Raw genomic sequence first — 23793 nt, forward strand, 5'->3', positions numbered from 1 at the left:
AGGCCGCAGGGCAAAAGTTAATTATCTCATGCAGTAAGGCTGGTGACAAGCTTTTTTTACGAGGAAATCGAAGGGCAGTAGATTAGTTTTTTCAAAAGGTCGTTTAGATGTTCGTTGGTTGCCACAATGTATAGAACCTGCCCACAGGGAAAATATATACAGGAATCCAACTTAAGGAAAGGTGGCATTCCACTCCATGGATAACCATTCTTCACAATCCGAGCATTCCTCAGACCAATCAAGCGAGACTTTAACGGACCGACAGGGTCACCCCATCACAGACAATCAGAACGTACGAACCGTGGGCAGCCGCGGACCAACAACACTGGAGAACTATCATTTTCTCGAAAAGATCACTCACTTCGACCGCGAACGTATTCCGGAACGGGTTGTGCATGCCCGGGGTGCTGGTGCTCATGGCGTATTTGAAGCGTATGGCACGGCCGGGAATGAACCGGTATCCAAATATACACGGGCACGTCTGTTTCAGGAAAAAGGAAAAGAAACCCCCGTATTCGTTCGATTCTCAACGGTTATTCACGGTGGACACTCTCCCGAGACGCTGCGGGACCCGCGTGGCTTTGCCGTGAAATTTTATACCGAAGATGGCAACTGGGATCTCGTCGGTAACAACCTGAAAATCTTTTTCATTCGTGATCCGCTCAAGTTCCCGGATATGGTACATGCCTTCAAACCCGACCCGTTGACCAACGCACAGGATATGGAGCGGTTTTTCGATTTTGTCTCACTCAGTCCCGAAGCAACCCATATGGTGACGTTCCTCTTCTCCCCTTGGGGTATTCCGGCCAATTACCGTCAGATGCAAGGGTCGGGTGTCAATACATACAAATGGGTCAATCAGGAAGGCACGGGCGTGCTCATCAAATACCACTGGGAACCGCTGAATCAAGGCATACGTAACCTGCTGCAAAAAGATGCGAGCGAGATTCAGGGGCAGAATTTCAACCATGCCACGCTGGATCTGTATCATGCCATTGAACAAGGCGACTATCCCGAATGGGAGCTGTGCGTTCAGGTGATGGAAGATGGCGAGCACCCGGAGCTGGACTTTGACCCGTTGGACCCAACCAAGTTGTGGCCGCAGGATCAGTTTCCTTTTCTACCCGTTGGCAAAATGACGTTGAATCGTAATCCCGAGGATTATTTCAATGAAGTGGAGCAAGCGGCATTTGGTACAGGTGTATTGGTGGACGGGCTGGATTTCTCGGATGACAAGCTGCTGCAGGGACGCACCTTCTCCTATTCGGATACCCAGCGTCACCGGGTCGGTGCGAACTACCTGCAACTGCCTGTGAATGCGCCGAAGAACCGTGTTGCGACGAATCAAAGCGGCGGACAGATGCAGTATCAGGTGGATCGTGCACCGGGGCAGAATCCGCATGTGAACTACGAACCCTCCTCTCTTGGTGGGTTAAAAGAAGCGGCGCCACGCGGCCCGGAACATGAACCGTTGGTGGAAGGCAGGCTAGTGCGTGAGAAGATCGAACGTACGAATGATTTTGGACAAGCCGGGGATACGTACCGGGCATTCGAGGATTGGGAGCGGGATGAGCTGATCAGCAACATGGTCGATGCTCTAGCCCAATGCAAACCGGATATCCGGGAGCGCATGATCTCTCATTTTACCCAAGCGGATGCCGATTACGGTCGTCGTGTGGCGGAAGGACTGGCGTCAGTGCCTACCGATGATAGTGCGACAGTTCAACCGAAACATGAACCAAGTGTCGAGCAAGCGAAGAAGCGCAGTCGTGAGACGGACGGATATTAAAATGGACAGCGTTGTAGAACTCTCTTCTATGCATCGCTTATAAAGCATGAGATTGTTCGGACGATAAGTCCCAGCGTTGGTTTAATGGAGCATATCGCTTGATACGATGAGTCTTGCCATGCAGGACAGTGCCTACAATGATCAGATAATGCCACTTCGAACATCGCCCCAATAGTCTCGTTGCCTCTGGCAGCCGCTATGGGGCTTTTTGTTATGCGTTGATTGCCCCATCATTTCGATAGAGGGAACGGATTACGTTTATGCCCCTATTGGGTGTGTGCTGCTCTTTTTTTGAATATGCGAAGTTCATTTGGGTGGATTGAGGGTGAGTCTCGTGCCTTGAGGGTTGTAAAAGCATGCATCTCGAAGTTCATTTCAGATGATCCATCGTTAAATCAGGGCTACCAGCCAATGTCAGGATTACATGTAACCTGTGAAACCCCATGCACTGGGTACGACTACGCCTAACCTGCCTGTATCTTGACCCATCTGATCAAATGATTATTGAAGATAACGTTTACAACATTTACCATAAAACTATGCTGTACAGAGAGTAATCATCCCATCGCAATGAGCTACTTCATTGATGCATCTGTCTGGCATACCGCAACAGCTCACGCATTCTATTTTCCATTAACCAAGGAGGTCTACTAATGAAATTATTCCCATCCACATCTACTCATGTATCTGCACGATCTGTACATTCCCTGAAGGAGCGCTCCCTCAAATCAAAAATGGCCCAGATCTGTCTGAGTGCCGCATTCCCTCTTTTATTGATTGGTGGTGGATCAGTTAGCGCGGCCGATGTAATCGAGAGCAGCTTGCAAAATAATCCATCAGAAGCCGTGGCTACCTCAAGTGTGACACTTGCTGCGGGTGATCTCTATGTCTCCCCTAACGGCTCAGCCAGCAATCCGGGAACCATAAATAGTCCAACCTCGCTGGCTAACGCATTGACCCAGATCGCTCCAGGTAAAACGATCTATCTGCGCGGCGGCACCTACAGCTTCTCCCAGACCATTACCATAGAACGCGGTAACAGCGGCACCTCCTCACAACGTAAAAATCTGGTGGCGTATGGATCGGAAAAACCGGTCTTTGATTTCTCCGCTCAAGCCTTCGCTTCCACCAATCGTGGACTGCAAATGTTCGGAGACTACTGGTTCGTCAAAGGTCTTGAGGTGAAAGGTGCGGGTGACAACGGAATCTTCATCGGAGGTAGCTACAACCGCTTGGAGCAGATCGAAGCCCATCACAATCGGGATACGGGGATTCAAATGGGACGTTATGCTTCCACCGCCGCCAAGAGTGAATGGCCTGCGTATAATGAAGTGATTCGTTCCTACTCCCACAACAACTACGACCCGGATGACGGTGAGGATGCAGACGGTTTTGCCGCCAAACTGACCGTTGGCCCGGGCAATGTCTTCGACGGCTGCATTGCGGCCTATAACGTGGACGATGGTTGGGATCTGTATAGCAAAACGGACACAGGCGCCATCGGCGCGGTCACGATCCGCAACAGCATCGCCTACGCCAATGGTGCAACATCAGACGGTACCTCCACCTCCAACAGCGATGGTAACGGCTTCAAGCTTGGCGGCGAGAAGATTGCGGTGAATCATATTGTGGAGAACAACATTGCGTTTAATAACAAAAAGCACGGCTTCACCTACAACAGTAATCCCGGCTCGATCCAGATGAAAAACAACACCTCCTGGAACAATGGGCAAAGCAATTTTGCCTTTGATGTAGGCACCCACATCTTCACCAACAACCTGTCCTTCCAAGGCGGCGCCAGTGACAAAACAAGCGGAACCGACGTCAGCAGTACCAACGTCTGGTGGAAGAACAAAAAAAGCGAGAACGCCAAAGGCCTGCTCGCCAGCGCAGCCGACTTTGTCTCCCTCGTGCCTTCGGTCACGCGCAGCGCGGACGGAACGCCTGTTTTGGGTAATTTTCTGAAGCTTGCGGGTGGCAGTGATCTGGTTGGGTCAGGTACGCCATCGGGTACGAATATTGGTGCGCGGTAGGTTGTAGTGTAGGTGGAGTTTGAGTAGGACATGTGTGTTGAGTTCACATATGGATTAAAAGACGCTACGGAATAAACATAAAATCCCCTTCTCTATGCCAGCCAGATTGCCGGTGTTGGAGAAGGGGATTTTTGAGTTGCTATACATACACTGCTGACTTATAAATTGATAGATACTCACGGTTTGCATAAGACCTCAATAATGAGTTTACCGCCTGTACGAAAACCTTGCTCAAACGCTGCTTCAACATACATTGATGTGGATTGTCCGATCAGGTCTACCAGTTGTTCCAAAGCATCGTATTCGTTATCGGTAAGCTGTGTTCTGTAGTCTTGCATCAGGTCCGATATCTGGCGATTGATCTCCTGATATTCAGCTTGCTCAGGATGAATCGACTCGTCTAACCGCAAGTTCCCGTGAAACAAATTCTCGATCAGGTACATGTTATCCTTCATGGTAAGGTCACCTCAGGAAGATTGTACATCAAAAGAGCAGGTGAGATAGAAATTTAGCGGGAAATCCGCTAAGTATATATTAATACCAAAATTCTTCGTTAAGCTCTTAAGTCTAAGCCCTACTCGTAAGTGAGCTAACCTATCTATCCTATAAAAACAACAGCATCTTTGCGCTGAAATGCTAGGGGCAATTTATTTTGAAGAATTGTTATTCTTTCAAACATTTTATTCCTTTTTTCCTCAGTTAAGTTTTTTACCGCCCAATCTTTGATTTGAATTAGTTCCTCAATAATTGACGGTACATCTTCCTCCTCTACATCAACACCTGATGAAAAAAGGTCTGTCCATTGTAACCCTAGTGCTTCAATCGCAGGTTGCCAACATTCTTTAAAAAACGATTCTGTAGCAATGGGAACAAAGAAACTCTGTTCAAAATCATTTTGTGGTTCATATATTACAGCACTGATTGACATGCACTTATTCACCTCCAAAAGTAGCACTAAATTTGTAGTCTGGAAACTCTTCTTTTAGTTTATTAATGCTTTTGTTAACAGCTTGCCTCAATTTGGGTGTATCACCGTCTAGTCTAAAAACAAACTCTTTAATACCTTTTATTTCTTGAAGTGCCGGTATTTCCTGCGACCCATTCACAGTTGTTCTTGTCGATGTGGCGTTCTCTAGAGCAAAAATCCGATTTCGCGTTTTCGTAAGTATTTGTTTATCCGCGAATTCTTGTGGTGTTTGTGCAGGCAGTCCTGTTTTAGGATTAACTTTATGTAGACCTTGAGCAGACTTATCTTCATAAAAGACCCCTTTTTTCAAGTCAATTTCATCAAATTCACCAAGAGATTCTCCCCTTTTATTAATAATCTCAACCTCTTTTGCACTCTTAACCCCTGAAACATCACCCGTCCCCTTAATCTTACTACCTTTCCTTGCCTCAGCCGCTTCCAAATTCTTTTTAATCTTCGCCACAGCTGGATGAGAAGAAGGCAAGCGAAAGGGACCTTTGCCGCCTGGCATACTCCCGCGAACCATCTGAAATGCCATGAATAGTTGGCTAAACTTTAGGGAAGTTAGCATCATCTGAGCATACTTGTCGGATACAGGCTCGCCTGTGAACGGATCGATTCCCATTTCAAATGCCTTGATCTGCATCGCAAAAATATCTTCCCCTGACGGTTCAGCAGTTACAGCCTGCATTCGATTAATATCCAAATGCCCTTGATCTCTCTCATAAGCTTGGAGAGCAGACTGATCCGTAACTCCATTCTCGTTGACAGGCATCGACATCCACTTTCCAAAAACATTGACTTGTGCCATCCCATAGCCCTTATCATCCGAACCGGCATAATATCTTGCGTTTTCCGTCATCGCTACAGCGCCAACAGTACCAACGGCATTACCCAGACTCACCTTTTGAGCATCAGCATTCTCAAACCGCATGGCGATATCCTTAAGTTCCTTGGAGATGCCCACCATACTTTCCAGCGCCTTCTGCAATACAGGGCGCGACTGCTCAAATTCATAGAAGAATCGCTCCTGCGTTACACCCAGCCACATCTGCTGCAGGAACATAATCTGTCTTGAGAGATCCTCCCGTATATACTCCAATTGATGTCTCGCCTGATCTACTTGATTCGATAAGTCATGTAACTGTTCAGGGGTAACTTTAATGGTATTCATCCATTTTCACCGCTCATCTAATATATGATACAACTATGTTAGCAGAAGTTTAATGGCAATGATATCCGGCTAATCTCCTGATTTCCCTGCATCAATCCACGCTTAGAATGATCCATATCCGTCCTTCAGCCCCCTTCGATCTCTATGCAGGTGTATACATGTTCCTGAGGGTTCCTTTTATTTGACGCCTACAGGATACTGTAGCATCTTTACTGCGACGAGTAACACGCTTTAACAATTCATAGAATTAATAAATAAACTTGACTTGAATTGGTAATTAGAGGTACTATATGTTTATATAAATGGAATATATTTCAATTTGGATAATTATTTTGAATTTTATATTTTCACCAAAAGTATCAGGGCCTACCACAACTAAAATTTCAATTATTATAATTGAGTTTACCATTTTGTCTGCAACACATAATCATTGGCAGGCATTCATTTTACATATACATTCCTACTTCATAGAGTTTTCTAGCCTGTAGAGTTCTATCTCTTTATTTCTGTTTTCAGTAAAGAAAAAGAGGGAAGAACCACTTTCATAAGAGGGGAGGGCAAGGGGCTTTAATCTGCAAGCAGGTCTATTTGTCGTTATCCATTTTTTTGTAAAAAAAAGAATACCCATAACAAGAAAGGTGGAATTTATTACTATGAAAAAGTTGGTTGGTTTAGCTCTTATTCTTGTTCTCGTGCTTTCGTTTAATGTAGCTGCCTATGCAGATGGTGATGTGACTCAAGCCAAACCGTTAACAAAGGAAGAAATTATTAATTCCAAAGAATTTCGTGAAGCTGTTGAGGCTGCTAAGGCTGAATTTAAAGCGCAGAAGGCTAAAGATACGGGTGGTCCAGTTCTGTTTGCACCTGCTCCGAACGTATCTCACATTAATGTATACGGTGTTGTATCTCCTAATGGCGGTCAAGAAATTTACGGCTTCAATAACAACCCGCTCTCCACGACCAATGATCATGGTGGGGCTTGGATTCAGTGTATTACGTTCCAGATCGGTTATGACAGCAGTCACTTCGGCAAACTCGCTGGCAATACAATGACAAACAACTGGTCTGAAGCTATTGATCTAGACGGTGATCGTGTAATAGATGCTTTTGCCCATTCTTGGGTTTATGAATCTCCTAATACAACAGGCGGGCAATTTGTAGGTACGGTCTATTCCATTAACATCCCAACACAGTGGACCGCTTGGATTAATGTTCGTTAACAGGAAAGATGTAATCTGAATATTGGAGGAAATGGCTATCCTGGTTCTATCATGAGGAATACGGGAGGTAAGCCCAAAAGCTCATCAGCTTTGGAAACGAATCGGATCGCCCCAATATGATATGACTCTTCTGCTAACAATTACGTTAGCTTGATCAGGCGCAGGGATATTTATCGCTGCGTCTTTTCTCATTGTGACGTTATCCTAAGAGCAGTAGCCGAGCAAAATTGCCAAGCCAATGCCGAGCATCTTTTTGCCACAACAAGCCTGAACTTGTAGCCCAACAATGTCACGTACGTACTACTCTTGAATCCAAATTTTAGACTAAATGTATCCAATGCCTCTTGTCGTACCTCTGAAATGTATCAAAAATAAACAAGCCAGCCCACGATTGGACCGGCTTGTTCATTCGAATTTCAACACATTAAAACATTAATTTGTTGAGAAAGCAAGGCGTGCATTTTCAACCGCTAATTAGGGAGATACGCTTCCTGAGCCACTATTTTGCTCTACTTTAGTACCCGGTAATTGAATCATTGGCGTATTTGACCCACTCACATATGGAAGGGCTCCATCCCATTTCTTAATGGTTTCATATTCAACGAGTTGACTCGATAAGGATTGTTGAAGCTCTTTATTGGCTTTAGCTTGACCCTCTGCTTCGATCAATAGTTTGTCTGCATTACCTTGCGCTTCCACGCGCTTGCGTTCAGCCTCTTTTTTGGCAATCTCCAGTTCAGTCGTTTTACGTTCCAGTTCTTGAGAAGCTTCGACACGTTTATCGATGGCTTCCTGAGTCTTAGCGTCAGGTTGAGGAACACCTACGGTAACGTTGGATACGATAAAACCTAACTCTTTAACGTCATCAGAGAAACGTTGTTGCACGTCCACGCCTGCATCAGATGACTTTTCACCATACACATCAATGACTGTAAACTTGGAAATACCTTTACGAGCTGCGTCACGGAAACGTGTTTTGAGATATGTATCCTCAATTTCTTGAATGCTAATAGGCCCAAATGTGTTGAAAATAGAAGATACTTTACTTGGTTCTACTTGGTAGTTGTAAGCAAAATCGATGGTGATGTTTTTTCCGTCAGATGTAGCAATTTGAATATCTCTGTATTCCACCGTTTGAATTCGGATCGGATATTTGGTTACTTTATCGAACGCTCCAACCAGTTTCCACCCTTGACTCAGTGTGCTATCTTTTACCCCTCCATTGGGTGAATACACAACCCCAACATAACCATTAGGAATTCGTGTGACGAAGAAAGTCACCAATAATACTCCCACGATAATAACCAATGCAACTGTTATTGCCCCTACTCTAAACGTCTTTGAATTTTTCATCACCATTCTCCTCTTGTTTGAATTTATTGTATTTCTTCAGAATTCTACTACCTATTTTATTGAATAGCGGGATCATTAATGCCCATAGAATAAATGCTAGGATCAAGATTAAAATGATTCCCCCAATAAATGGCATATTCGTCCTCCCCTCTTTGGATGTAACCGAGTACAAATTTATAAATAGCAACTAATTATATCCTTCTTTATATATACTTTGTAAATTCATACTAGGTTTCAATGATATTCAGCGTCGCTTCCTGTAGACCTCTGTAGATACCAACATATTCGGAATAAGCCTGCCTTAGTCTTGCAAAAAAAAAGAGCCATCAAATTATTTGATGGCATTTACCAATGTGTAACTCTATACGAACCAAAATTTATAAACCATTGTACAACAGGCTACTGTCCCTCTGAATATATAAATACATAAGTACTCTCTTCCGACTTCTCTTCTGAAAAAACAAAACCTAACCGATCAAAGCTCTTGATATCCTCCACATCTGTAATTTTCCCCTCAGCCATATATCGTACCATCTCACCTCTGGCCATCTTGGCCCGGGTTGCCTTTTCAACAAGTTTTCCATCGACCATTTGTCCGAACACACAAGTGATCATCCGGGTTTCCTCTTTCAGGAAAGGCGTGATGTTCTTGCTATACTCTTTGGAAGCCAAATTCAGAATACAATTGCTTTCAGATTGAAGCTGATCCGCCAACTTGCTGCCCCAGAATTGATAGAGCGATTTGAAACCTGGACCTTGCAGCTTACCCTGCATCTCCAACCGATACGGGGTAACGCCATCCAGAGGCCGTAAAATGCCATAAAAACCGGATAATATGCGTAAATGCTGCTGAAGATACGCCAGTTCCTCATGTTGAAAAACACCCGGAGCCATATATTGATACTGAATGCCCTCATAGGCATAGATGGCTGGCGTAAGATTAGCTTTTATATTCATATTCTGAATCCGTTCCACGTTCTGTTCAGCGATTGCATCGTTACACTTCCACATCGCTTTGAGTTCGTCATAGGATAACTTTTGAAGCAAACTCAATAGCTGTTTTGATTCGTTTATAAAATGCGGCATCTGCGCGATAGCCATCAAATCGGTGTCGATCTTCATCTTTTTAGCTGGTGATATTATAATTCTCATCGTGCTAATCCATCCTTAATCTACCTTTGTTTTTGTCGTTATTCATTGTACAGGATTGGATGGGTAAATCCAATGGTGTTGCATATCATCCTCTATTATCTTAGTTCGTATGATTGAATTATTCATTCGGATCAGGCGTCAGCTGAATCCATTCATCTGCTCTATAGTAGATATATTCCTGCGGATTGTCCTTGAATCGGACGACAACAGGATACATCGGCATTTTGCTTCGACGAGCAGTGATGCTTATAATCGTATTTCCATCTATTCCTTTTTCGGCGGTTAAATATGTTCTCAAGTCATCCTCCAGCTGCTTCATATCACTCTTATACGAGCCATACCATGTAAAAGAAGCGATGACCACTAGTGCAACGATAACTAATGAGGTCTTTAGCAACTTCATTTTTACTCACCTCACTTAGCCTGTAATTTGTATTATCACTAATATCTATCTCTGCCTGTAACACCATTATTTGGTAACAATTATCTTCTCCGAGTTTCCTTCCCAATCAATCTGAACTATAAATTCATTCTCATCCAAAAATGGGGACATCCCTTCACCTTTTCCTCTGATATATATTATTAAAAGGTACTTCTCTCTTTGAATGAATATTTTCACTCATAAATTTGGTTTTAACTTTTTCAATTAATGAAGGATTATCTCCTAAGTACCTAATTTCATATTCATAACTTGCTACATCGCTATTACTTTGAACTGTACATGAAACACTCCAATTCGCACTCTCCCCTGTATATGAAGCGACTTTGTTTGAACAAGCGGATGCTGTCAATAGAAGAAAAAAAAGAAAAAAAAAACGATACTTTCTTCATAATAAATCCTCCTTTTTAGTCAAGCTATAGTAAATACATCTAAGCGAAATAGAGAATTAACATGAGTTTCAAGAAACCCTGATATTTCGTACTAAAAATGAAGTTCTAACATATTCATCAGTACTGATCTACATGTTTGTAAAATCGTTTAAAAATCGTTCTCAGAGGATATGTCACACTTGTTGTGACAATCTGTCAAAGTGAGCTATAACACTCCGTTCAAGCCACCGAATAATCTCCCTAGAATATTAAAATATATTATGATGAAAGATAATATTAAAGATATTGGTAGTATAATCAAATATTTAAGTCTACTCGTAGGAACAATAAATAATAAAACAATAGTCATGATTAGATATATTCCCATAAGTATTGGAATCAAATAATAATGAGTATGCTCCGGCAAGTATGCTTCGCGTAATTGATACCCTTCGGAAAGTAGAGCTGTGATTGGAGTGCATAAAACTAAACTAGATACCCATCCATTTCCACGTGCATACCACATCACATAAGCACACACCGGAGATACTACTGCACATATCCCCCAAAAAACGATTTCTCTCATGGGAAAGAAATGTAGGAAAAACACGGTGTATACATAATAAACGGTTAGCAGCGACAAAAAAAAGAAGAGTACTTTAGCTGCTGCTAGTTTAGGAGAATAACTAAAAACTGATATGAGTGTGGCAACAAAAATCCAAATACCTAGACGTCCACCGATATCATCAAATATAGGGTTAATCCCCTGAGTATCCACAAGCTTTGCCGCTAAGCCTAAAACTATCCCGATCGTTATCACAATTACGATTGAAAGGACATTTTGTTTTGTAGCTGATTGTTTTTCAACTCTAATTTGATTTAACTTATTATGTATTCCCATTTCGATCCTCCAACTTCCATAATTCCTATATTCTAACACATTCGATCCAACCTATTCGATTTGTTCCTCAGATCCATTTTGTAGATATCTCACTAATTACGGTTCTACGCATCAACTCATATCCGACTCTGGTTCTTAAGGAACAGAAACTTCTTCTTTATCGCCTGGGTACTAAACCTATAGATAAAACAAACCTCGGTAGCACGAACTGCATTCAGCAGCGTACAACCGAGGTTCACCCTTATTATCTCAAATATTAAACTACATCTCTCTACTTATACTCATCTCGTAAAATCATGCTGCCCAATGGTCAGCAACGTCGGCCTGCTCTTACTCCATACCGAAGTGGCAATCTTCGGATTGTAATAATACAGCGCTCCATTCGTCGGGTCAACGCCATTTAATGCTTTGCGTGCTGCCTTATAAGAGGTCGCCGTCGGCTTTGTATTAAACTGTCCATCGTCAACCGCCGTGAACTGCCCTTTCTGGAAAATGACCTTGGAGATCGACGACGGAAATGCATCCGAATGCACCCTGTTTAAGACAACCGCTCCTACAGCGACCTGTCCTTCAAAAGACTCCCCACGCGCTTCACCATGAATCAGCTTCGCCAACTGGCGCAGCGTCTCGCCCTCCGCTTTGGCTTTTTTGTTCAGCCTGTTCAGCGTTGCGGGACCTGCAACTCCATCCGCACTCAGTCCTTGCGCCTGCTGGAACTCGCGGACAGCGCTTTTGGTAATCGAACCATAATAACCGGTCATTCCCGCGTCAAAATACCCCAGGTCACTTAATTGTTCCTGCAATTGCAGCACATGTTCACTGCGAACGCCCTGTTCGAGCTTCTGTGCTCCCGCAGAAGGCGCTGCTACGGTCAACCCGACAGCCATCGCACAAGTTCCGAGAAGCATACCCACTCGTCCTGCTCTTTTGCCTGCCTTTCTCCCTCTCCGATGGGTTACTTTTCGGCTAACGGTGATAGGCTCTATGAAGTCAGCACTCAACTGCACATCAGACCCCTCATTTGTGCTACCGGCTCTAACCCGTACATCCTCACTGCCCGTGTACTCCATATTTTTCGTATACGTCATGTTATTCATAATATTAGTGACCTCCATCTCTTTCGTAGGTTTAATTTTATCCACAACATACACATCATACATTTCGTTTATCTCACTACGTCCATTACTGTTATTATCGCGGTACGCTACATGTATGTCGTTATTTCCATGTACTCGCACCATGTCAATCACGTTGATGTGGCTTCCATTTATGCTGTTCGCACGAGTCGCTTCACCCATCGTATTGTTTTCATTGAATTCACGCATCTGATCCATTTCACGCTTGGTCTGCATCTTTTCGTTACCCTCCATTTTCTGAATCCAGATCCTACTTCTTTCCCCTGAATCCTCACGGCTCTACATCCCGAGTGTCATTATAGGATATAGAAAAAGTGCCGTCTATCGGACCGATGGAGCATGTAAAAATGAGTCTTGGACACAACAAAAAAAGGCATGAGCCCATGGTCGTATCAGGGTCACACCTCTTCTTGTATCAACCTTGTACCGCTTGTCTAGCCCCCGTTTCCGTAGGCAGGCAGACCCGTACAAAAGTTGCGCTTGAATATAATGACAATTACTCGGCGAGTTCTTGTCCCTTCGTTTCCCGGCCCCAGAACAGCACAGCCGCTGCGCCAATGAGGATTGTCACGAAGAAAATGGTGAAAATCAGGCTGATTGCCACTTCACGCTGAACCAACATACCGACCATCAGTGGAGCAAGTACGCCACCGATCCGGCCTACCGATGTGGCAAGACCCACACCTGTCGAACGAACAGAAGTTGGATACAATTCCGGGCTGTAGGCGTACAGACCACCCCAGGCTCCCAGGTTGAAGAACGAGAGGCAGATCCCTGCGGCCAGGATCGTTGCTTCCGTTGTTGCCAGTCCGAACGCAATCGCACTGCACGCAGTCAACGTAAGATAGACAACAAGTACGAACTTGCGACCGTAACGTTCAATGAAGTACGCTGCGGTGAAGTAACCTGGTAACTGTGCGATCGTCATGATCAGCACGTACTGGAAGCTTTTAACCAACGTAAATCCTTTCGCCATTACAACCGAAGGCAGCCATAGGAACATGCCATAATAAGAGAAAATGACGGTAAACCACAAAATCCAGAGCATCAACGTTGTACGGCGATGTGGTGCTGACCAGACGGTAGCCACTTTCTCGCGGAACGTGATTTTACGAAGCTTGGCATGATTCTTATACCGCGGCGGGTCCTGAATGGCACGACGCAGATACAGTGCATAGAACGCCGGAAGTGCACCAATCGCAAACGCAATTCTCCATCCGTACTCCGGGATGACAAAGTTGGCAATGAGCGCGGATACAATCCAGCCCCCTGCCCAGAAACTTTCCAATAATACAACGGCACGTCCACGTTCCGCTGTAGGCATCGACTCCGATACCAGTGTGGATGCCACAGGCAACTCTCCGCCAAGTCCAATACCCGCAACCAGACGTAGTGCACACAATACGGCAAATCCAGTCGCTAATGCAGATAGACCGCTTGCAATCGTGAAGATTAACAAGGTCCACATTAGAATGGCCTTCCGTCCAAAACGGTCCGCAAGTGCACCTGCAAGCAAAGCACCGAGTGCCATACCGATGGAGTTAATACTCGTAAGCACCCCGACTTGTCCGGGACTGAGACTCCATTCCTTGGCGAGTGCAGCCACGATAAAGGAGATCATACCCACTTCCATCGCATCAAACAGCCAGCTCATACCGGCACTGAACAGCAGCTTGCGCTGCTTGGGATTCCGCAATACTTCCAGTTTGCTCATCACTTATAGCTCCCTTGATCTCTATGTAGTCACTCTGACACTAAATCATTATTATGCAGAATGCTCCAGAAATCAATGCAAAATAAGCTTTTCCTTCCGATTTCTACGATACCTCACCCCTTGAGTGAACCCGCTGTCAGACCTGCAACGAAGTAACGCTGGAGTAACAGGAACAGCACAATCATCGGAATAGCAGTGACAAGTACACCCGTGAGCATCATCGGATAGTTGGTTACATACTCCCCACGGAATTGCATCAGTGCGAGTGGTAAAGTCAGCTTGGACTTACTGCTGAGCATGAGCATCGGAATAAGCAAGTCATTCCATACCATGACGAGCAGGAACGTCGCTGTTGCCGCCAGCGAAGGTGCAGCAAGTGGCAGTGCAATCCGGGTATAGAGCCTCCATTCGTTTGCTCCATCCATACTGCCCGCTTCCAGAATCTCCGAATTGAGCATACGCATGAAGCCTGTCAGCATGAACACAGAAACAGGCATCAGCATTGCGGCGGATACGACAATCAGGCCCGTCAGACTGTCCGACCATCCAAGCGTCCGCGTGAGGGAATAGATTGGCAGCATGCTCACCTGGGAAGGAACAATTAGGCCTGCCACGAACAGCGCAAATACGATTTTGCCTACGCTGCCGCCCCAGCGGACAATGGCGTAAGCAATCATACTGCTCAGCAGCAGCTCAATCGCAACCGTTCCCAGCGTTACGACCATACTGTTCCCGAAGTATTGCCACATCGGCTGATTGCGAAACATTCCAATGACGTTATCCCACGTGAACGGGTCAGGCCAGCTGAATGGACTGGTGAAGAAGTTGCTGCTTGTTTTGAACGAAGATACAAATACAAAATATAGCGGCACAAGGATTAGTAGCGCGTACACCAACAGGATCAGTCGATTGAACCATTTTAAAACCATATAAACTCCCTCCCTTCTTTTTTAAGTCTATTAGGTCAACTTCGGTGCCGTTCAGGTTCGCCGTTCGGATGGAACGGAAACGACAAATACTTCTACATCTCATTCAGTCACGGCTCACATACTCACGAACACGCGTCCAATCTTCAATAGCTTACCCGGTCGGCACGAAGTGCCTTGAACTGCAACAGCGTCAAGAGCGCGAGCAGCACCAGGAAGATCATCGAACCGGCAGAAGCCAGACCAAATGAATAGCTGCCAAAGGCGGTATGATAGATATATGTGGTCAAAATTTCAGTTGCGTAGTTCGGGCCTCCGTCCGTCATGGTGAAAATGAGGTCAAAGGCCTTGAACGATTGAATGGTCGTATAGGCCACAACAATCGTTGCCGAAGGTGCCAGCAGCGGCCAGGTCACGGTACGGAATACCTGCCATTTGCTGCCGCCGTCCATACGAGCCGCCTCATATAATTCTGCCGGGATGCCTTGCAGACCCGCGATGAATACGATCATCATCTGTCCGGCATGTGCCCAGACTTGGACCGCAGCGATGGAATAGATGGCGATCTTGGGATCTCCAATCCAGTTACGGGCGATGCTGCTCATGCCCGCTTCATTCAGTCCATAGTTGATCAATCCAATGGATGGATCATACATGAACGCCCAGATCAATCCGACCGATACGGAAGACAGAATCGCAGGCAGGAAATATAATGCCCGAAGCACAATGCGTGTCTTGGTATTGCGTACCAGGAGCAGGGCCAGGACAAGTGAGATAAAGGTTTGTGCTATAACTACCGTTAACATGAACTCCACGTTATTACCAAAGGCTTTGCGGAATACGATGCTGCTGAGACTGTCCTTGTAATTATCCAGCCCTACAAATGCATACGACGGGGATACCCCGTCCCAATCCGTAAAGGAGTAGAACAGCCCCGTCAATGTAGGAAATACGAACAGTGCCACGTACAGCAGCAACCCGGGGATCAAAAACAGGGATAGCTGAATACGATTCTTCATCGTTTATTTCCCGATATGCTGATTAATGATCGCTTGTGCCTGCTGTGCTGCTTCTTCTGGAGAAGTGCCGCTCAGCACAGCCTGAATGGAGTTGGTTACAGCTTTTTGATTATCTCCGTTCAGGATGGTGAACCGTGGCTGGAACACGGTCTTTTTGCTTGCCCATTCTCCGGCTACCTGAAGCTCAGGCGTATCGTACTTCACATCATTCACCGTTACATTCTGTCCCGTCTGGTTGGCGTAGTCACTTGCTACATCGGGATTGCTCAAAAATTCAAGGAACTTCTTCGCTTCTTCCGGATGTTTTGATTTGCTATTCACCGCGAGCATGAATGTAGTGGTATGCACCCCTTCATACTTCGCTTGATCTGCACTTACCGTAATTGGTGCGAGTAGTTTTTGCTCCAGATTCGGGTTTTGCTGTTTGTTCTGAGCGAGTTGATATGATCCACTTGCCAGCATGGCTGCTTTTTCCTGAATGAACAATGCGCCTGCAGCAGGGTCTTTCGTACCCAGTGCATCTTGTTGGAAGTAACCTTTATCGTTCAATTCCTTAATTTGAGTCAACGTTTTCACCCAAAACTCATCTGTGAGTTTAGCTTCGCCCGCTTCTACTTTGGTAAAAATGTCGTCACTTGGTGCGTTGTTCATCACCATTGTATTCATGAATTGCCCTGGGCCAATGTCCGCTCCGGCAAAGGCAATCGGAATGATGCCATTGTCTTTCAGCTTCTGGCAAAGGGCCAAGAAGCCTTCCCAATCGGTTGGTGGCGTCAAGCCGTATTTTTCAAACAGTTTCACATTGTAGATTGGATCGTTATATACAAGTTGATACGGGATCGCATATTGCTTGCCATCATGCTGTCCTGCTTCAATCAGCTTCGGATTGTAAGCCGAAAGGAACGATGACCCGCTCAGGTCCGTGAACAAACCCGCTTTGGTGAAAGCTTCGAATTGTGCACCCGGGAAGGATGCAAATACATCCCCTACCGAACCGTCACTGATTTTGGATTGAACAGTGGACTGATATTGATCGGAGGGAAGCGTCTGCATCTCCACGTTGATGTTCGGGTTTTCTTTTTCAAATGCGTCTATGGTCTTGTTGAGTGCTTCGGAATCCTCTCCGCGCCAGTGCATAAAGCTGATCGTAACCTTGCCTGAACCTGAGGAGCCGTTATCTCCAGAGGGCGCGTTATCCCCACCGCCGCAAGCTGACAACAGGATGGACATCACCAGCATACTGACGAGCGGCAGGATCAATTTTTTATTTTTTTTCATGAAAGACGACCTCCTGAGGATGATTAATATGTTAACTAAAGAATGTTTATACTGAGCGCACTCCGATGACAGAATAACCTTCCGATCGCTGTTATCCCCAGATTTATTTGATTCCCTTTTATAAAAGGAAAAATCCGGGGATAAAGGCGAACGCTTCGCTTCTTCACGTTATTTCTGTCCTCTCCGTTTTCGTATAAAAAGATTAGTTGAACCTATTTAGTTAGTAGTAAATGAATGCTGCTTCTGTCTTGTTTTCCATTTCTCGCGAATGATCGGCATCACGGTCCGTCCGAAGATTTCAGCCTCTTCCAGATGCGGGTAGCCGGATAGAATGAAGGTCGTAACGCCGAGATCTCCATATTCCATCAAGCGCTCTGCGACCTGTTCGGCTGTACCTACAATGAGGATTGCACCGCCGGAACGCACAACGGACAAGCCTGTCCACAGGTTGGGACCTACGACAAACTGCTGCTTCTCGGACAGTTCCCGTAACTCGTTCTGTCTGCGTTGGTTGGTTGCATCCGTCTCGGCAAAAGCGGCTTTGGCTTTCTCGATCGCTTCTGGTGGTACTTTGCTAATAATCTCCCATGCTGCTGCCCATGCTTCTTCTTCGGTATCCCGAATGAGGACCTGAGCACGCATGCCGTAACGGAGCTGACGATCTTGTCCCGTTTCCTCTTTTACCTGCTGACGAATGACCTCAATCTCTTCGATCTGCTCCTGAATCCAGTCATGAGGCTCGCCCCACATGAGGAACGTATCTGCATGCTCAACGGCCACCTTCTTGGCAATCGGTGAACTTCCTCCCAGATAGAATGGTGGATACGGATTTTGTACCGTCTCAGGCATGCCTACCGGCCCTTTGAAATTATAATACTGCCCGTTGAATTCAGGATTGGGATCGTTGGATGCATCAGCTCCTGATTGTGTGCCACTTCCGGCAAACTCCGTCAGATTCAGTCCCGTTGATTGCGTCCATGAACGCTTCATGACTTCCATATACTCACTCGCGCGAACATACCGTTCATCATGCGCATGTGCGAGTGGATCTCCCAGTTCCTCCAGATCCCGAACCGAACTGCCTGTCACTACATTGATCATGGCGCGACCACCAGAGAGCTGATCCAGTGCCGCTCCCATGCGTGCAGCGAGTACGGGTGTAACCAATCCCGGGCGAATGGCAACAAGGGGACGCAATGTCTTCGTGTGACTCATTACTGCCGAGCCAACCACCCATGCGTCCAGACAGGCTCCCCCTGTCGGAATTAGTACGAATTCGAATCCTGCCTTCTCCGCCGTCTGTGCTACATCGATCAGATAATCCAGACTCGGCTCCCGCTCCGGGGCAACTCCCACATACTTACCATCCCCTGCTGTAGGCAAAAACCATCCAAACTTCATATCTTCTTGTTCGCTCACAAAAGTCAATCCCTTCTATGATAAATTGTTCTAAAAATGTTTCACTCAAGCACTTCGGTTACAGAAAACCTTTCGAGCACTCTTGTCCCCAGATTTCTTCTTATTCCCCTTTCATCGGGAAATCCGGTGACAAAGGCGCCCGCTTCGCTTCTTCAGGTCCTTTCTGTCCCCTCCGTTGTCGTGTCATTCTTTAAATTGATTTATTAGGCATATTCAGAATCAAATGCCGATTAATTAACTTGGTTTAATAGGTATGGACATCATATCAATTGATTTGTCTGTGAGCAATGTCATTTCGCGGCAATTTCATTTTGTCATTTTGTGGTCTTTTCTCAGATTTAGGTCTTGCTGATCTTGAATATGTATAAAACCCACCTGTATAATAGGTTATAAGTGAAACTTTTAGGATTTACAAACGATACTTATATACATTAAAGAGGTGTTCCTAATGACCGAGAGCATGAAGGAGGACCACCATGAGTTTTTGGATATTATTTTCTTCACTCCATCTGAATTCGAGAAAGCTGGTGGCGCCTGGCCGATTCGCATTGGCCGTAATATAGTCAAAACCAACTATCATATTGGCCCGCGTACCACACCGTATCATTATTTGCTGTTTGTGCTAGAGGGGGAAGGTACATTCATACAGGATGGACAGCGTCATTCCCTTCGTGCCAGGGATGCCTTCTGTCTGTTTCCCCATGTTACGCATGAGTACTGGACAGACCCGGAGCATACGTTGCAGAAAATATTTATTGCATTTGACGGTGCATATGCACCCGAACTGTTGTCTCGAATCGGACTTACACCCGACTCACCGTATCGGTCAGGTGTATTAACACCGGAGACTGCAAGTGCCATGCGCTCGTTCATGGAGGATGTTCGTAAACCGCAGGATGGAGCGAGCGATCTGGGACGACTCACCCGGTTTCTAAGCCTCTTTGACCGGATAGCGCGTTCCCCTGCAACCAAAGGGTTGCAACCGGATTCAGCCACACCTTGGCTCCAGAAAGGCAAGGAATACATGGATATTCATTTTGCAGGTGGCATCTCCGTGGAAGGTGTGTCCGCTCATGCGGGTGTGGATCGAACCCATTTTGCCAAACAGTTCCGCAAAGCCTATGGTCTGTCCCCCGTACAATACATCCAGCAATTAAAAATGAATCAAGCCAAACGTCTACTCGTGCAGACGCCGCTAAGTTTAACTGAAGTGGCTCATTCCGTGGGTTATCCCGACTTGTTCTCCTTCTCCAAAGCGTTCAAAAAGCAGGTTGGACTGCCACCCAATCGCTATCGGACCACAGAAAACACGAAACAGTAAGGGAGCGACCTTCCGCTCCCCAACCTATAAAATTAAGCCACGTGTACCACGCCTTGTATGCGCTTGTGTACAATGTCCCCTTTACCGAACAACGTGCACAAAAGGACTTCGAAGAAGCTTTCCATAAAATCGAAACAGCCTTGTTAGATGAGAATTACAGTGGATTTTGCAGCACTCTTGTACATCATAGTGCTGCAAAACCCATTGCTTAATCCATCACCAAAAAAGGCAAGCCCCATCTACCTGGGACTTGCCTTCTTTCTATACTATAGTTTGATTCAAGTATCATGCAGGAATCAGGGACTTTTCACTGACGTAACGCTATTCCTTTTTCTCATCCTTACGCGCAAGTGGAATACCATTCTCCTTCGCATACCATGCTTCATAATGATGCACAGCCACACCTGCAAAAGAGGAATGGGAAGAACCGAGATCGAACACCTTGGCCATTTCTTCATTCATGTTGCTAACGGGTTTACGGAAAAAGGTCAGGTGATCCCCTTCGTGTGTATCCGCAAGTTCTGCGCCAATCCAGACTTTTTTGCCGAGATCATCCGCTTCGTCCAGTTCTTCCTTGGACAGATCATACATCTGCTGCCCGCTATCCCGATAAGCCATAATCGCCACTGCATCGAAGTGGGAGATAACCCAGCGACTGAATGTACCCTCACCTTCCGCCGACTGACGGGCATCAAGCCAGAACGGAATGGCAGCGCTCATGTACAATCCCGCGGCCTCTCCCGCTTTCGTCCAAGCCTTCATGTTGTCGCTCCACTCCGCAATGACGCTGCTCTCTTCGTCCTCCCAGCGTTTCAGCTGATACGGCTCCACATCCAGTTGAATACCTTGGAAACGTTCATTTTTGGCAGAAGCTGCATTGTAGGCTCTCACTCGCTCGATAAAAGCAAGTCCTTCATCCCGCTTCTGCTCATAGGCCCAGTCTGCATGGCCGTTAAGTCCATGCACTTCAATCTCAGCCTGCCGGGCAGCCGCAATGAATTTGCGGTATGTTGCATCAGGCACCTCATCCTGGATTTGCAGGAAGATGGTATCCACACCCTGCTCTTTGGAAAAGGCAATAATCTCAGGGGCCTGTTCCGCAATAATGGACGCGTCCCACAGCCAGGTCGCTTTGTGTTCCTCCGCCGAGAACCATTTGAACATCCAGGACAGAAGCAGCAGGCACAACACCACAGCCAGAATGGCCCATTTCGCCATCCCCACCAGCTTGCCCCGTTGCTTCATATATTTCCTCAGACGAGCAACGCTTCACTTGGTTCAAACACAGGATGCTGAACCGAGTGACCAATTTTGTAGATGTGCGGATGTGTGTACGAACGGAATGCATTACGTGTATCCAGAATCGGCACACCCATCTCGGCAATATCAAAGTAAGGCAAATCGCTGTGGTTGGTGATCAACACGATGCAATCGTATTTCTTGAACTGTTCCAGATTGAACGCTTCGCTGTGTACCGTCTCCCCATGCTTGTCCTTGAAGGAATCCGCGTGTGGATCATAGTAGCTTACGTTGGCTCCACTTTCCTTGAACAGTTCATATACTTCCAGTCCTGGTGATTCACGCAGGTCGGCAATATTCGGTTTGTATGACATACCGAGCAGCAGGATATTGGATTTACGTACAGATTTCGCGTATTCGTTCAGAATCGTTGACGTTTTGTTCAACACATAATATGGCATGTTGTCATTGGTCGATTGCGCCAGTTCTATGAATTTGCTATAGAAACGGAAACCTTTGGCTTTCCACGACAGGTACATCGGATCAAGCGGGATGCAGTGTCCACCGATCCCTGGCCCTGGATAAAATGGCATGAAACCAAATGGTTTCGTTGCTGCCGCATCAATTACTTCCCAGATATCGATGCCCATGCGGTCGCACATCATCGCCATTTCATTCACAAAGGCAATGTTTACACTGCGGAATGTGTTCTCCAGCAGTTTGGACATTTCAGCCACTTTTGGCGAAGATACCGGTACTACGGTCTCTACATACTTGCCATACAGTGCGGTTCCAAGTTTCAGGCAAGCTTCGGTTGTGCCCCCGATCACTTTCGGTGTATTGAACGTTGTAAAACGTCCGTTGGACGGGTCTACGCGCTCAGGCGAGAAGCACAGGAAGTAGTCTTTGCCTGCTTCATGTCCAATTTTATCCAACTCATCCTGGATCAGTTCCTCGGTGGTACCTGGATACGTGGTGCTCTCCAACGTAATCAGCATGCCTGGTTTCATATGCAGTTTGATCTGATCTACAACCGTCTCGATGTAAGATGTATCCGGGTCCTGATTCTCACTGAGCGGTGTCGGTACACAGATGCTGAGTGCGTCAATGACGCGCAGCATGCTGTAATCTGTCGTTGGCTGGAAGCGACCGCTTTGCATTACTTTTTTCAACTCATCGGACGAAATATCGTGAATATAGGAATCCCCTTGATAGATACTCTCTACTTTGGACGCATCCAGATCAATTCCGATTACCGTGAAACCTTGATTGACCATTTCCACGGCAAGTGGAAGTCCTACGTAACCGAGCCCGACAACGCCGAGTACAGCTTCTTTATTTTCAATCGCATTCAGTAATGTGTGGAATTGTTGATTCTCCATGATATTCCCTCCGGGTAGTGTATTTGATGGTGCTTCAAATCCATGTAAATAGATGGTTATCTGTCTGTTGCTCTTTTTTATCTTCTAATGCAGGCAGCGTCTGATTCGGGCATCCAGCTCTACGGGCGAGAACGGTTTGGTCATGTAATCATCGACCCCGCTGCGGAAGCATTGACTGATCGTTTGCTCAACACGTTGCTCGGTCAACACGACAATTTTGGGCGGTTGCTCCATCTCCAGATTCTGAATATGATGAATGAACGGCAGACCGTCGATGCCATACAGATTCAGTTCAGTGAGCACCAAGTCCGGTGTGACTTTCTCGATCAAGTCCAGTGCAGCCAGTCCATCTACAGCCTCATAGGTTTCGTATCCCTGCATTTTCAAACGCAACTGCAGGAATTCCCGTACCGTAGGATCGTTGTCCACAATCAAAATGCGTTCCGGCTCGTCCGCTGTATTGTCCAGCGTGTAGATATGAATCTCCGACGAATCTACGAGCTTCGAGGATTCAGCCATATGCTGAATGGTTGCTTTCGAAGGGCGCTCACCCTCTGCAAAACTGGCCAGTGTGATCTGTGGATCGGCACCAGGTACGGTCTCTTGAAGCTCATGCTTGATCCGAAGTCCTTTATAATGAACCTCATCCAGTGACAACCCCGGCAGCAGGACGGCAATCGCCTGTGTCGCCCCATCCTTCCACACCTGGAAGGCAGACTCGCTCGTCTGTTCCAGATGTGTCCTGACCTGCTGCTCAGGTTGAGCGTGTCCTGCACAATGGATGAACATTAAGCCGCATGTTTCGGCACCCGTTTCCTTTAATCCCTGTTCTACACTTCGGTACACATTAACGGCAGCCTCACGCTGCAATGTCGCCGTATTTGGCATGTTCTTTTCCACCCTTCTCCTCGATTATCTATACATGTTCAAAATGTTATTTACACTGACACTCCAATGACA

21 protein-coding genes are annotated in these 23793 nt (G+C 46.1%); 4 read left to right on the forward strand and 17 right to left on the reverse strand.

Translation table 11 applies throughout. From position 1 onward, the window contains the following. The first annotated feature begins 196 nt into the window (after window positions 1–196). The gene (locus tag NLBNIHML_RS07220) at window positions 197–1789 is read left to right on the forward strand and encodes a catalase (RefSeq protein ID WP_494354088.1); all 1593 of its coding nucleotides are present in this window, start codon (window positions 197–199) and stop codon (window positions 1787–1789) included. Between the two features lie 653 nt (window positions 1790–2442). After that, window positions 2443–3822 carry a right-handed parallel beta-helix repeat-containing protein gene (locus tag NLBNIHML_RS07225; protein ID WP_494354089.1) on the forward strand — a complete coding sequence of 460 codons (1380 nt, stop codon included), beginning with the start codon at window positions 2443–2445 and terminating at the stop codon, window positions 3820–3822. Window positions 3823–3998: 176 nt separating this feature from the next. Here NLBNIHML_RS07225 and NLBNIHML_RS07230 read toward each other — a convergent pair whose 3' ends face one another. From NLBNIHML_RS07230 to NLBNIHML_RS07240, 3 genes are all read right to left on the reverse strand, one after another. After that, window positions 3999–4277 carry a DUF6809 family protein gene (locus NLBNIHML_RS07230; protein WP_494354090.1) on the reverse strand — a complete coding sequence of 93 codons (279 nt, stop codon included), beginning with the start codon at window positions 4275–4277 and terminating at the stop codon, window positions 3999–4001. Window positions 4278–4420: 143 nt separating this feature from the next. After that, on the reverse strand, window positions 4421–4750 hold the full coding sequence (locus tag NLBNIHML_RS07235; RefSeq protein WP_339235594.1) for a hypothetical protein: 330 nt from the start codon (window positions 4748–4750) through the stop codon (window positions 4421–4423). Between the two features lie 4 nt (window positions 4751–4754). Next, window positions 4755–5963 (reverse strand): WXG100 family type VII secretion target, encoded by a 1209-nt coding sequence (locus NLBNIHML_RS07240; RefSeq protein ID WP_494354091.1) that lies wholly within the window; start codon window positions 5961–5963, stop codon window positions 4755–4757. A 653-nt stretch (window positions 5964–6616) separates the two neighbouring features. Here NLBNIHML_RS07240 and NLBNIHML_RS07245 point away from each other — a divergent pair. Continuing rightward, the gene (locus tag NLBNIHML_RS07245; protein ID WP_339256259.1) at window positions 6617–7183 is read left to right on the forward strand and encodes a DUF4879 domain-containing protein; all 567 of its coding nucleotides are present in this window, start codon (window positions 6617–6619) and stop codon (window positions 7181–7183) included. 474 nt (window positions 7184–7657) lie between these two features. Here NLBNIHML_RS07245 and NLBNIHML_RS07250 read toward each other — a convergent pair whose 3' ends face one another. The 11 genes from NLBNIHML_RS07250 to NLBNIHML_RS07300 form a co-directional block, all read right to left on the reverse strand. Further along, the gene (locus tag NLBNIHML_RS07250) at window positions 7658–8536 is read right to left on the reverse strand and encodes a prohibitin family protein (protein WP_339256261.1); all 879 of its coding nucleotides are present in this window, start codon (window positions 8534–8536) and stop codon (window positions 7658–7660) included. Further along, the gene (locus NLBNIHML_RS07255) at window positions 8514–8672 is read right to left on the reverse strand and encodes a DUF8570 family protein (protein WP_472896615.1); all 159 of its coding nucleotides are present in this window, start codon (window positions 8670–8672) and stop codon (window positions 8514–8516) included. Before NLBNIHML_RS07255 ends, NLBNIHML_RS07250 begins: the two co-directional genes overlap by 23 nt. Before the next feature lie 263 nt (window positions 8673–8935). Continuing rightward, the gene (gene yaaA, locus NLBNIHML_RS07260; RefSeq protein ID WP_494354092.1) at window positions 8936–9688 is read right to left on the reverse strand and encodes a peroxide stress protein YaaA; all 753 of its coding nucleotides are present in this window, start codon (window positions 9686–9688) and stop codon (window positions 8936–8938) included. A 118-nt stretch (window positions 9689–9806) separates the two neighbouring features. Next, entirely contained in the window at window positions 9807–10091 is a 285-nt protein-coding gene (locus tag NLBNIHML_RS07265; protein WP_494354093.1) for a hypothetical protein, read from the reverse strand. Window positions 10092–10724: 633 nt separating this feature from the next. Next, on the reverse strand, window positions 10725–11399 hold the full coding sequence (locus tag NLBNIHML_RS07270) for a hypothetical protein (protein WP_494354094.1): 675 nt from the start codon (window positions 11397–11399) through the stop codon (window positions 10725–10727). A gap of 281 nt (window positions 11400–11680) precedes the next feature. Further along, on the reverse strand, window positions 11681–12307 hold the full coding sequence (locus NLBNIHML_RS07275) for a cell wall hydrolase (protein ID WP_124116443.1): 627 nt from the start codon (window positions 12305–12307) through the stop codon (window positions 11681–11683). 724 nt (window positions 12308–13031) lie between these two features. Then, window positions 13032–14249, reverse strand: coding sequence for an MFS transporter (locus tag NLBNIHML_RS07280; RefSeq protein ID WP_124116114.1), 1218 nt, complete (start codon window positions 14247–14249; stop codon window positions 13032–13034). A gap of 113 nt (window positions 14250–14362) precedes the next feature. Continuing rightward, the gene (locus NLBNIHML_RS07285) at window positions 14363–15178 is read right to left on the reverse strand and encodes a carbohydrate ABC transporter permease (protein ID WP_494354095.1); all 816 of its coding nucleotides are present in this window, start codon (window positions 15176–15178) and stop codon (window positions 14363–14365) included. Between the two features lie 143 nt (window positions 15179–15321). After that, complete coding sequence (locus NLBNIHML_RS07290) at window positions 15322–16194, reverse strand: carbohydrate ABC transporter permease (RefSeq protein WP_339235625.1); 873 nt, start codon at window positions 16192–16194, stop codon at window positions 15322–15324. Window positions 16195–16197: 3 nt separating this feature from the next. Beyond that, window positions 16198–17472 (reverse strand): ABC transporter substrate-binding protein, encoded by a 1275-nt coding sequence (locus NLBNIHML_RS07295; RefSeq protein WP_339256283.1) that lies wholly within the window; start codon window positions 17470–17472, stop codon window positions 16198–16200. 216 nt (window positions 17473–17688) lie between these two features. Next, on the reverse strand, window positions 17689–18873 hold the full coding sequence (locus NLBNIHML_RS07300) for an LLM class flavin-dependent oxidoreductase (RefSeq protein WP_339261470.1): 1185 nt from the start codon (window positions 18871–18873) through the stop codon (window positions 17689–17691). A gap of 466 nt (window positions 18874–19339) precedes the next feature. On the opposite strand from NLBNIHML_RS07300, the gene NLBNIHML_RS07305 reads away from it, so the two are divergent. Then, window positions 19340–20212 (forward strand): helix-turn-helix transcriptional regulator, encoded by an 873-nt coding sequence (locus NLBNIHML_RS07305; protein WP_494354096.1) that lies wholly within the window; start codon window positions 19340–19342, stop codon window positions 20210–20212. 321 nt (window positions 20213–20533) lie between these two features. On the opposite strand, the gene NLBNIHML_RS07310 is transcribed toward NLBNIHML_RS07305, so the two are convergent. The 3 genes from NLBNIHML_RS07310 to NLBNIHML_RS07320 all read right to left on the reverse strand — a co-directional run bounded on the left by NLBNIHML_RS07310 (window position 20534) and on the right by NLBNIHML_RS07320 (window position 23721). Further along, window positions 20534–21457, reverse strand: a complete 924-nt coding sequence (locus tag NLBNIHML_RS07310) for a hypothetical protein (RefSeq protein ID WP_494354097.1) — start codon at window positions 21455–21457, stop codon at window positions 20534–20536. 8 nt (window positions 21458–21465) lie between these two features. Next, entirely contained in the window at window positions 21466–22833 is a 1368-nt protein-coding gene (locus tag NLBNIHML_RS07315) for a nucleotide sugar dehydrogenase (RefSeq protein ID WP_339256293.1), read from the reverse strand. Window positions 22834–22917: 84 nt separating this feature from the next. After that, complete coding sequence (locus tag NLBNIHML_RS07320) at window positions 22918–23721, reverse strand: response regulator transcription factor (RefSeq protein WP_342570616.1); 804 nt, start codon at window positions 23719–23721, stop codon at window positions 22918–22920. Window positions 23722–23793: the final 72 nt, after the last annotated feature.

It is taken from the genome of Paenibacillus sp. JNU01, from assembly GCF_059130585.1.

What these genes read in the sequence shown, in the direction of transcription:
- NLBNIHML_RS07220 (WP_494354088.1), top strand. Translation starts at nt 197, where the DNA reads ATGGATAACCATTCTTCACAATCCGAGCATTCCTCAGACCAATCAAGC.
- NLBNIHML_RS07225 (WP_494354089.1), top strand. Translation starts at nt 2,443, where the DNA reads ATGAAATTATTCCCATCCACATCTACTCATGTATCTGCACGATCTGTA.
- NLBNIHML_RS07230 (WP_494354090.1), bottom strand. Translation starts at nt 4,277, where the DNA reads ATGAAGGATAACATGTACCTGATCGAGAATTTGTTTCACGGGAACTTG.
- NLBNIHML_RS07235 (WP_339235594.1), bottom strand. Translation starts at nt 4,750, where the DNA reads ATGTCAATCAGTGCTGTAATATATGAACCACAAAATGATTTTGAACAG.
- NLBNIHML_RS07240 (WP_494354091.1), bottom strand. Translation starts at nt 5,963, where the DNA reads ATGAATACCATTAAAGTTACCCCTGAACAGTTACATGACTTATCGAAT.
- NLBNIHML_RS07245 (WP_339256259.1), top strand. Translation starts at nt 6,617, where the DNA reads ATGAAAAAGTTGGTTGGTTTAGCTCTTATTCTTGTTCTCGTGCTTTCG.
- NLBNIHML_RS07250 (WP_339256261.1), bottom strand. Translation starts at nt 8,536, where the DNA reads ATGAAAAATTCAAAGACGTTTAGAGTAGGGGCAATAACAGTTGCATTG.
- NLBNIHML_RS07255 (WP_472896615.1), bottom strand. Translation starts at nt 8,672, where the DNA reads ATGCCATTTATTGGGGGAATCATTTTAATCTTGATCCTAGCATTTATT.
- yaaA (WP_494354092.1), bottom strand. Translation starts at nt 9,688, where the DNA reads ATGAGAATTATAATATCACCAGCTAAAAAGATGAAGATCGACACCGAT.
- NLBNIHML_RS07265 (WP_494354093.1), bottom strand. Translation starts at nt 10,091, where the DNA reads ATGAAGTTGCTAAAGACCTCATTAGTTATCGTTGCACTAGTGGTCATC.
- NLBNIHML_RS07270 (WP_494354094.1), bottom strand. Translation starts at nt 11,399, where the DNA reads ATGGGAATACATAATAAGTTAAATCAAATTAGAGTTGAAAAACAATCA.
- NLBNIHML_RS07275 (WP_124116443.1), bottom strand. Translation starts at nt 12,307, where the DNA reads ATGCTTCTCGGAACTTGTGCGATGGCTGTCGGGTTGACCGTAGCAGCG.
- NLBNIHML_RS07280 (WP_124116114.1), bottom strand. Translation starts at nt 14,249, where the DNA reads ATGAGCAAACTGGAAGTATTGCGGAATCCCAAGCAGCGCAAGCTGCTG.
- NLBNIHML_RS07285 (WP_494354095.1), bottom strand. Translation starts at nt 15,178, where the DNA reads ATGGTTTTAAAATGGTTCAATCGACTGATCCTGTTGGTGTACGCGCTA.
- NLBNIHML_RS07290 (WP_339235625.1), bottom strand. Translation starts at nt 16,194, where the DNA reads ATGAAGAATCGTATTCAGCTATCCCTGTTTTTGATCCCCGGGTTGCTG.
- NLBNIHML_RS07295 (WP_339256283.1), bottom strand. Translation starts at nt 17,472, where the DNA reads ATGAAAAAAAATAAAAAATTGATCCTGCCGCTCGTCAGTATGCTGGTG.
- NLBNIHML_RS07300 (WP_339261470.1), bottom strand. Translation starts at nt 18,873, where the DNA reads ATGAAGTTTGGATGGTTTTTGCCTACAGCAGGGGATGGTAAGTATGTG.
- NLBNIHML_RS07305 (WP_494354096.1), top strand. Translation starts at nt 19,340, where the DNA reads ATGACCGAGAGCATGAAGGAGGACCACCATGAGTTTTTGGATATTATT.
- NLBNIHML_RS07310 (WP_494354097.1), bottom strand. Translation starts at nt 21,457, where the DNA reads ATGAAGCAACGGGGCAAGCTGGTGGGGATGGCGAAATGGGCCATTCTG.
- NLBNIHML_RS07315 (WP_339256293.1), bottom strand. Translation starts at nt 22,833, where the DNA reads ATGGAGAATCAACAATTCCACACATTACTGAATGCGATTGAAAATAAA.
- NLBNIHML_RS07320 (WP_342570616.1), bottom strand. Translation starts at nt 23,721, where the DNA reads ATGCCAAATACGGCGACATTGCAGCGTGAGGCTGCCGTTAATGTGTAC.